Here is an 8215-nt window from a genome sequence, read left to right as displayed (position 1 = left end):
CGCTGTTCGACTATGTCTGCCCCGGTAGCAGCGATGAGGGCTTCGGCCTGTGGCAGGATCAGCCCCTGGCGCAGCGGCGGACGCGGCCCAACAATGCGCTCTGGCAGCCCCTCGCATTGCTTGACCGAGAAGACGGTGAACCATTTGAGGAAGGGGATGCCACCGGCAGGCTCGCGCGCCTCGGCCTGCGCGCGCTCCCGCTCGGCGCCGGGGATGAAACGCCGCGTATAGATCACGCCCACCCCATGCTCGCTACGACGGACGCAACCACCAAGGGCCAGGGCCTGCCGGAAGTTCAGTAAGCCATGGCTGGAAAGACCGCGCGACACCACCGCATCTCACAGGGTGAGCACATTGATGCCACTGTAGGGCCGCTGGCTTACCGCATTGAAGGGCATATCGATCGGTGCCTGGGCTTTGCTCCAGGGCTGAACCCAGGGGACGCGCCCGGCTTCAAGCTGGGCGATGATGCGCTGAGTGATTTCCTGGTAGAGGTTCGTCCGCCCGGCAGGACCATTGGAATGTTGCGCGCCATATCAAATCTCCGCAACGGGTGGCGGCAAGCCTCTCTCGCCGCCCTCCTCCTCTTGGCCTTGCCGCGCAGCGCTGGCCCGGCGCTGCTGAAGGGGTAAGGCGAGACGCGCAGCGGCTCGCCATCAGGGGAAGGCTTTCCCCTCACAGTTTCCCGTTACAGTGCGCCAAATTGACCAAAACACGGCCGAGGCATTGCTCCTGACAGCTGCATGTCCCGCATTCTCGGGTGTTGTCTTGCACGGACTACCCCAATGTCCTCGCCTTTTTTGTCGAATCCATGCGCCTTGCCGATGAGGCCGCGTCCAGTCAGGGCGCGAAGGCTATCTTCAACGTTGGGGCTGTGACGCCATCTTCTGCTCGATGCAGTCTGGCGCGCCGGTACCCGACCGACTGTTGGCAGAAGGCATCGGCAAAGGCTTCCTGAGCACGCTGACTGATATAAGCCGGTCAGCCCCCCCCAGCATCCTTGCCGTCTTGCGCGATGCCTTGGCACGGGCATGGTTTGGCAAGCCGGCCTTCCGGCACCGACCGCGTTTCGATCTCCTCATAGAAAAGGCGCGATGCCTCGCAACGATGAAGCCTCCGCATCCCTGGTTTTCTGCTCCGCCCACCATTCCTCCGGGCGAAGCATTTCACATCTGGGGTCTCGCATTTTTCAAAAGCTATGCTGAAAGCCTTGCCGGATGATCGCTGACAAGAATCTGGCTGCAATGCCGCCAACCAGCAGCCTCTCGCGGTTCTTGCTGAAAACCGTGACATCCCAGATCGGCGCATCCATCGCCAGGCCGACGAACCAGCGGAACAGCAGGTTGTAGTCCATCTGCTCCATCAACTGGCGTTCCGAGCGGACCGACTAAAAGGCCTGCAGAAGCAAGGTGTGCAGGAGCTTTTCGGGTGGGATCGAGGGCCTGCCGATGCGGGAATAAAGGCCGTCGAAATCTGAGGACAGCACGTCGAGCGTTTCATCGACAATCGCCCGGATCGCCCGGAGCGGATGATTGGCGGGCACACGAGCCTCGCAGCTCACGTAGGAAAACAGCCCCTCGCTCCGTTCATCACCACCGCGCATCCCGATCCCTTCAACAGCACGCTACGCGATCTTGGATTCAGCAATGGTGCCCGCAGGCAAGAGCCTTTTTCCGCAACCTGTTAAGTTCTCTCACAGTTTTACGGCATGCTTTTGAAGAACCTGAGCTGCAATCTCTGCAAAGGCCTGCAAAGAAGGTGATGTCTCGCGAGAGCGCCGTCGTCGCAACCCGATCTTGCGATGCCCTGCTTCAGAAAGAGGAATGGTTCGGACAGGAGTCGTCCAGCCACGGGCCGTGATCCGGTTGACCAGTGCCACCGCACCGAGCCGCGCCACTAGCTGATGCGTGAGCGCAACCGAATTGGTCGATAACGTGCGTCTAGGCCAATCCACACCCGCATTCAGGAACATGGCTTGCGTATGGGCATAGGCCGACCCTCCCGGTCGGGGAACAACCCACAGCTCCTCCAGTGTCTCGGAGAGCTTCAAGTGTGGGCGAGCAATCAGCGGAGAGTTTTCATGGACGGCCATCAGAAATGGATCGGAGATCAGCAGTTCCTCGGTAATGTCGGGTGAAGCATTGGGTTGCCCCACCGATGCGACGACAACATCCAGCTCGCCTGCGATTAGGGCCTCATTGAGCGGGCCATCCAGCCCCTCGATCACCGAAATCGACAATTGCGGCAATTCCGCCAACAACACCTCCAGCACATCTGGAATGAACTGCTCCACCAAGCTGGGGGTCACACCAACCGCCAGCGGACCGATCCGCCCCCGGCGCAGCAGCATCGCCTCCTGATCGGCATGCTCCAGCACGGAGCGAATTTCGCGGGCACGACGCACCAGCGCCGCCCCTAGCTCATTGACGACTGCACCGCGCGCGTTGCGGATCAGCACGGGCGCTCCCAGACGCTGCTCCAGAACTGCGATGCTGTTTGAAAGAGCCGGTTGCGACAGGTTGAGAACCTGCCCGGCAAGGCTGAGCGATCCCTGTTCATGGATGGCGAGCAGATGGGTGAGGTGGCGCGGGTCGATCATGGCTTCCTCGCAACGGCGGTGCTTCAGATTGAGGTATCACTCATATTTATACACCATGCAAATCATACGATTTGATTGAATATCATTTCTCCAGCAGTTTCTTCCCACCGCCAGCACCAAGGTGGGCTGCGAGCACCCGCCTCCCTCGCGCCGAAACATCGAAAGCCTGTTATGCCGGATCACGACGACCTCACCCACGTTTCCATGACCGGCGCCGAAGCGGTGGTTCACATTTTGCGTCATCTCCGCATCACCGAGGTCTTTGGTCTGGCCAGCGGCAAGCTGTCGCCGCTGTTCAAGGCACTGTTCGCCTGTGACGATATGCGCTTCACCGGCGTCCGCCATGAGGCCAGCGCTGCATTCATGGCCAGCGGCATCGCGGCCTCCACCGGCCGAATTGCGCTGTGTCTTGGCGAGACCGGGCCAGGCGGACTCAACCTGCTCAGCGCGCTGGGCGGTGCCTGGGCCAATCATCTGCCAGTGCTGGCGATCACCTCCAGCAACCCTTCCGCCATCATGCACCCGCACCGGGGCGGTTTCAGCTCGACCGACAATGAGGCGCTCTATCGCCGATTGACGAAATGGACCTGCCGGGCCAGCATCGGCGAGCGCCTGCCCGAACTGGTCCACCGCGCCTTGCGGGAGGCCCTGAGCGGTCGCCCCGGCCCGGTGCATCTCGATATTCCGGCCGAAATTCTGGGGGGCACTTTCCGCTACAGCCGCGCCGAGCTGGATGCCCCCATGGCCAGCTTCATGGGCCGTCCGCCTGCCCCTCATGCGCAGGATGTGGCGCAGGTGGTGGATTTGCTGCGCAATGCAAAGCGCCCCTTGATCGTCGCCGGCGGCGGCGTGGCCCGCTCCGGCCCGGAGGCCTGCACCCGCCTCGTCGCGCTGCTGGAGAGGATCGGCTGCCCCGGCCTGACCACGCAGATGGGTCTGGGCGTCATTCCGCAGGATCACACTCTGTGCTTGGGGCAAGGCGGATTCGTTGGGGGGCCTGCGGTGGTCGAGGCCATGCAGCAGGCGGATCTGGTGCTGGCCCTCGGCTGCCGTTTTTCCTCCTTCATGTGGGTGGATGGCCCGCCCAAGTGGGATGACCGCCCGGCGCGAAAGCTGGTGCAGATCGACATCGATCCTGCCGCACTAGGCCAGACCCTGCCCTTGACCCTTGGCCTCACCAGCGACGCAGCTCTGGCGCTTGAAGCCCTGCTTGAAGCCCTGACCGATATCGAACTTGCCCCGGATGCAGATTGGTTGCCAGGCCTTGTCGCGAAACGCGACAGCGCGCGCGCAGCCATCCCTCTGGCCGATATCGACGGCCAGATGCATCCCGGAGCGCTGGCACAAGGCGTCGCACGCCACATCCGTTCCGATGATCTGGTCACCTTCGATGGCGGTCACACGAGCTTCTGGAGCAATGAGTTCACACCTGCCCTGAGCTACTCTACCCGTTTTCACGAACCCGGCATGTCGCATCTCGGCTTCGGCCTGCCCGCTGCTTTGGCCATGGCCCGCGCGCATCCCGACCGGCGCGTCTTCTGCCTGACCGGAGACGGCGCTTTCGGTTTCACCTTGCAGGAGTTGGACACCGCCCGACGCTATGGGATCAAGGTCATCACCGTCATTCACAACAACGCCAGTTGGGGCGTGATCCGCGCTGCCCAGCGCAAGAACGGCTTCGAGATCGGCACCGATCTTGAGGGCACCGACTATGCCGCCATCGCCCGAGCCTTTGGCTGCCATGGCGAGCGGCTGGAACGAGCCGAAGACCTTGATGCCGTGATGGCCCGCGCCCTGGCCGCCGAGACATCGGTGGTGATCGACGCACAGGTCGCCTGGGCACCGCATCCCATGTTCCCAACCTTTGGCCGGAGCACCGCGCACCGACTGTAACCATTCCTGACCGTCAATTTGCCCCCACAAGCCAGCACAGAACAGGCCGGGGAAAGGGAGAAGATCGTGCACATCACCATCCGTCGAACTCTGGGATTCAGTGGCGCATCCGCGCTGGCCGTCTGCCTTGCCTCGGCCGCGCAGGCGCAGGAAACCACCCCGCCGGCAGCAGGCGTCGCCGATATCATCGTCACCGCCCAGCGCCGCAGCGAGAGCATGCAGAAGGTGCCCATCGCGGTGACCGCCGCCAGCGCGGAGAGGCTCAGCCAGATCGGTGTCGCCTCCACTTCGGACCTGACGACGCTGGCGCCCGCCGTGCATGTCTCGACGGGGCTTGGCGGTGCCTCCATCGCCATCCGCGGTGTGGGCGGCACCGGATCGGGCGCGGATGAATCGGCCAATGCGGTCTATATCGATGGCGTCTATCAGCCTTCCCCCACGGCCTCGCTGTTTGCCTTCAACAACATCCAGCGGATCGAGATCCTGAAAGGCCCGCAGGGCACGCTGTTCGGGCGCAATGCCAGCGGCGGCCTGATCCAGATCATCACCCCTGCCCCTTCCGCAGATACCAATCTCAAGGCCCAGATCGGCTATGGCAATTATGATACCGTCACCGCCGGGCTCTATGCCACCACCGGCATCACCGACAATCTGGCGATCGATGTCTCGGGCAATTACAACCATCAGGGCAAGGGCTGGGGCAAGAATCTGACCACAGGTCAGGATGCCTACAAGGGCGAATATGGCGGGGTGCGCAGCAAGCTGCTCTGGACCATCGACAGCGGCACCAGCCTGACCCTGGCCGCCATGTATTCGCATGCCTATGCCCCCAATCTGCAAGGCGGCGCGCTGATCCCGGGCGAACTGACCGTGGTGGGAACGCCGGGCTACAACGGCTTCTACAACACCACGACCAACAATGATCTGCGCACCGGCACCGACCAGCAGAACTATTCCGCGACCTTCAAGCATGATCTGGGCTTCGCCACGCTGACCAGCATCACCAGCCGCGATTTCGTCCATTTCCGGCTGACCACCGAGAAGGATCTGTCGCCGGCCCCGCTGCTCAACCTCAACATCAACAGCCTGAGCTATTCCTGGACCCAGGAATTTCAGCTGGCCTCCAACGGCGATGGTCCGCTCAAATGGACGCTGGGCGCCTTTTATTACGGCAATGAACTCAAGACGGTGCCGGTTCAGGTCTCGGGCCTTGCCGTGGCGCCGCTGGCCTATGCCGACACCTTCTCCTGGGCCAACACGCAGAGCTTCGCCGCCTATGGCCAGGCCACCTATGAGATCGCCAGGGGCACCCATCTGACCGGTGGCCTGCGCTACACCATCGACAAGCGCCATATCGATTTCGTCACCACCATCAGCGACCCCGCCGTGCCCGGCACGACCTATCCTCGCCAGTCACTGGAGGACAAGAAACCCAGCTGGCGGGTGGCGCTCGACCAGCAGGCGACGCGCGATGTGCTGCTCTATGCCTCCTACAGCCGGGGCTTCAAAAGCGGCCTGTTCAACGCCACCAACCCCAACCTACCCTCGGTGCGCCCCCAGACGGTGGATGCCTATGAGATCGGCCTGAAATCAGACCTTTTCAGCCACAAGCTGCGCGCCAACATCGCCCTGTTCGACAATGAGGTGAAGGACATCCAGATCCGCGGCATCCCCAACGGGCTGACCACGCCGATCTTCTACAATGGCGCCAATGCCTCGTTCAAGGGCGTGGATCTGGAACTGGAAGCGGCCCCGGCACGCGGGCTGACGGCGCAGGCGAACCTGTCCTATCTGCATGGGCGTTATGGCGCGGGCTTTACCAATGCGCTTTATTTCACCCTGCCTGCCGCGCCTGCCGGTGGTCTGGTTGCTTCGGTAGGCGACGCCAGCGGCAAGGTGCCGGTGCTGGCCCCCGAGCTGGTGCTGAGCCTTTCGGCGCAATATGCCTTTGCCACACCCATCGGACGCACCACGCTGGCGGGCTCCTACAGCTACAATGACGGCTTCTTCTTCGATCCCCAGAACCGCGTGCACCAGCCCGCCTATGGGTTGTTCAACGGATCGGTCACCGTCGAGATCTTGCCGCGCATCAGCGTGAAGATCTGGGCCGAGAACATCGGCAACAAACACTACTATTCCGACGTTCAGCCCGACACCTTCGGCGATGCCTATTTCCCGGCGGCCCCGCGCACCTTCGGCGTCACCCTGTCCTATGCGATGCGCTGAGGAGCCCCTACCCCATGACCTCTCGCCCTTCTGAAGCCCCATCCGAAATCGGCGTGGCGCTGATCCTGGCCGCCTGCTTCGGCACGGTGATGCTCGACCGCATGGAGCAACTGTTCCTTGGCCCCGATCTGGAGCGCGGCCTCCATCTTTCACCCAGCCAGATCGGCCTGCTGGCCGGAGCCGTTTCGGTGTGCTGGGCGCTGTCTACCTTCGTCTTCGGCATGGTCTCGGACCGGGTGGGGCGCAAGCGGGTGCTGGTGCCTGCGATGGTGGTCTTTTCCCTGCTGTCATGGGTATCGGGTCTGGCCCGCAATTTCGAGGAGATGCTGCTGATCCGCGCTTTGCTCGGCCTCGCGGAGGGGCCTTGCTGGTCGGTTATCATGGCCACCATGGAAGACCTCTCGACGCCCGAGCGGCGCGGGCGCAATGTCGGCATCGTGGTCTGCGCCGGGTCGCTGGTGGGTTCGACCATTGGCCCGGTGTTCGCCACGCAGATCGCGGCCCATTTTGGCTGGCAAACGGCCTTCTTCGCGGCGGGTATTCCGGGCCTGATCCTGGCGATCGTGGTTGCCCGCCATGTGCCCGAACCCGCCCGACTGCCCCATGCCCCCCGCGCCAGCCTGGCCGGAGCGCGCGCGGTCCTGGCCTCGCGCGATCTGTGGCTGTGTTTTGTGGCCGCGCTGATGCTGACGGTGTGGATCTTTGCCTTCAACGCCTTCGCCCCATTGTTCATGAGCCAGACGAAGGGTTTTTCCGGCACGCAGATCGGCTGGATTCTGGGCGCATCCGGGCTTGGCGGCTTCCTCTATTGCCTCACCTGGCCCGCTCTCTCCGACCGGATCGGGCGACGCCCCGCCTTGCTGGCGGCGGGTGCGATCGCCACCGCCCTGCCGCTGGGATTTCTGCTGCCAGGGCTCGATGCCCGGCTGCTGGTTCCGGTCGCGATGCTGACCTCGGCCGGGCCTGCCATCGCCGCGCTGGCCATGGTGCTGGTCCCGATGGAGTTGGCTCCGGACGGCCAGACAGCCACCGCCGTGGGCTTTGTCTCGATCGGGGGAGACGCGCTGGGCGCCACGCTCGGGCCGGTGGCGGGCGGCTATCTGGTTGAGCGCTTCGATCTGACCGCCCCCTTATGGCTCGCAGCAGGAGCAGGAGCCGCTGTTGTGCTTGCCTGCCTGTTCCTGCGCGAAACCCGCCCACGTCTGTCCCCTCAATCGGCCTGAGAGAGCAATCACCATGCCTGCAGACTTCACGCGCCTTGATCCACTGACGGGGGCGGTTGCCTCCACCGCCACGGCGATGACTGTGGCGGACGCCGCCGCCATCGCCGCCAAGGCCGGCGCCGCTCAGCCCGCATGGGGCGCCATGGGCCCCAACGCCCGCCGCGCCGTGCTGGCCAAGGCAGCTGATGCGCTGCTGGCCCGCAAGGATGCCTTCGTCGAGGCGATGATGGGCGAGATCGGCGCCACCGCCGGCTGGGCGATGTTCAACCTCACG

The 8215-nt window shown here is 63.6% G+C and carries 5 protein-coding genes and 2 pseudogenes; 4 read left to right on the top strand and 3 right to left on the bottom strand.

Annotated features, from left to right (window positions below; translation table 11 throughout):
• The 3 genes and pseudogenes from SR3_RS31005 to SR3_RS29585 all read right to left on the bottom strand — a co-directional run.
• A pseudogene (locus SR3_RS31005) lies at positions 1-467 on the bottom strand (ArdC-like ssDNA-binding domain-containing protein); the annotation flags it as partial.
• A 743-nt stretch (positions 468-1210) separates the two neighbouring features.
• Positions 1211-1603, bottom strand: a pseudogene (locus tag SR3_RS31000) (transposase); the annotation flags it as partial.
• A gap of 90 nt (positions 1604-1693) precedes the next feature.
• The gene (locus SR3_RS29585; protein ID WP_068094806.1) at positions 1694-2599 is read right to left on the bottom strand and encodes a LysR family transcriptional regulator; all 906 of its coding nucleotides are present in this window, start codon (positions 2597-2599) and stop codon (positions 1694-1696) included.
• A 171-nt stretch (positions 2600-2770) separates the two neighbouring features.
• Here SR3_RS29585 and SR3_RS29580 point away from each other — a divergent pair, with 171 nt between their 5' ends.
• The 4 genes from SR3_RS29580 to SR3_RS29565 all read left to right on the top strand — a co-directional run.
• Positions 2771-4492 carry a thiamine pyrophosphate-binding protein gene (locus SR3_RS29580; RefSeq protein WP_068094804.1) on the top strand — a complete coding sequence of 574 codons (1722 nt, stop codon included), beginning with the start codon at positions 2771-2773 and terminating at the stop codon, positions 4490-4492.
• A gap of 66 nt (positions 4493-4558) precedes the next feature.
• The gene (locus SR3_RS29575) at positions 4559-6718 is read left to right on the top strand and encodes a TonB-dependent receptor (protein ID WP_068094801.1); all 2160 of its coding nucleotides are present in this window, start codon (positions 4559-4561) and stop codon (positions 6716-6718) included.
• Positions 6719-6732: 14 nt separating this feature from the next.
• Positions 6733-7941 (top strand): MFS transporter, encoded by a 1209-nt coding sequence (locus tag SR3_RS29570; protein ID WP_084456064.1) that lies wholly within the window; start codon positions 6733-6735, stop codon positions 7939-7941.
• A 13-nt stretch (positions 7942-7954) separates the two neighbouring features.
• Positions 7955-8215: aldehyde dehydrogenase family protein (locus SR3_RS29565; protein WP_157099210.1), on the top strand; the 261-nt coding region annotated here is incomplete at its 3' end.

The organism is Novosphingobium rosa NBRC 15208 (assembly GCF_001598555.1).
Lineage (GTDB): Bacteria > Pseudomonadota > Alphaproteobacteria > Sphingomonadales > Sphingomonadaceae > Novosphingobium > Novosphingobium rosa.
The sequence above is the reverse complement of the archived record's forward strand: the minus strand, read 5'-3'. Positions and strand labels throughout refer to the sequence as shown.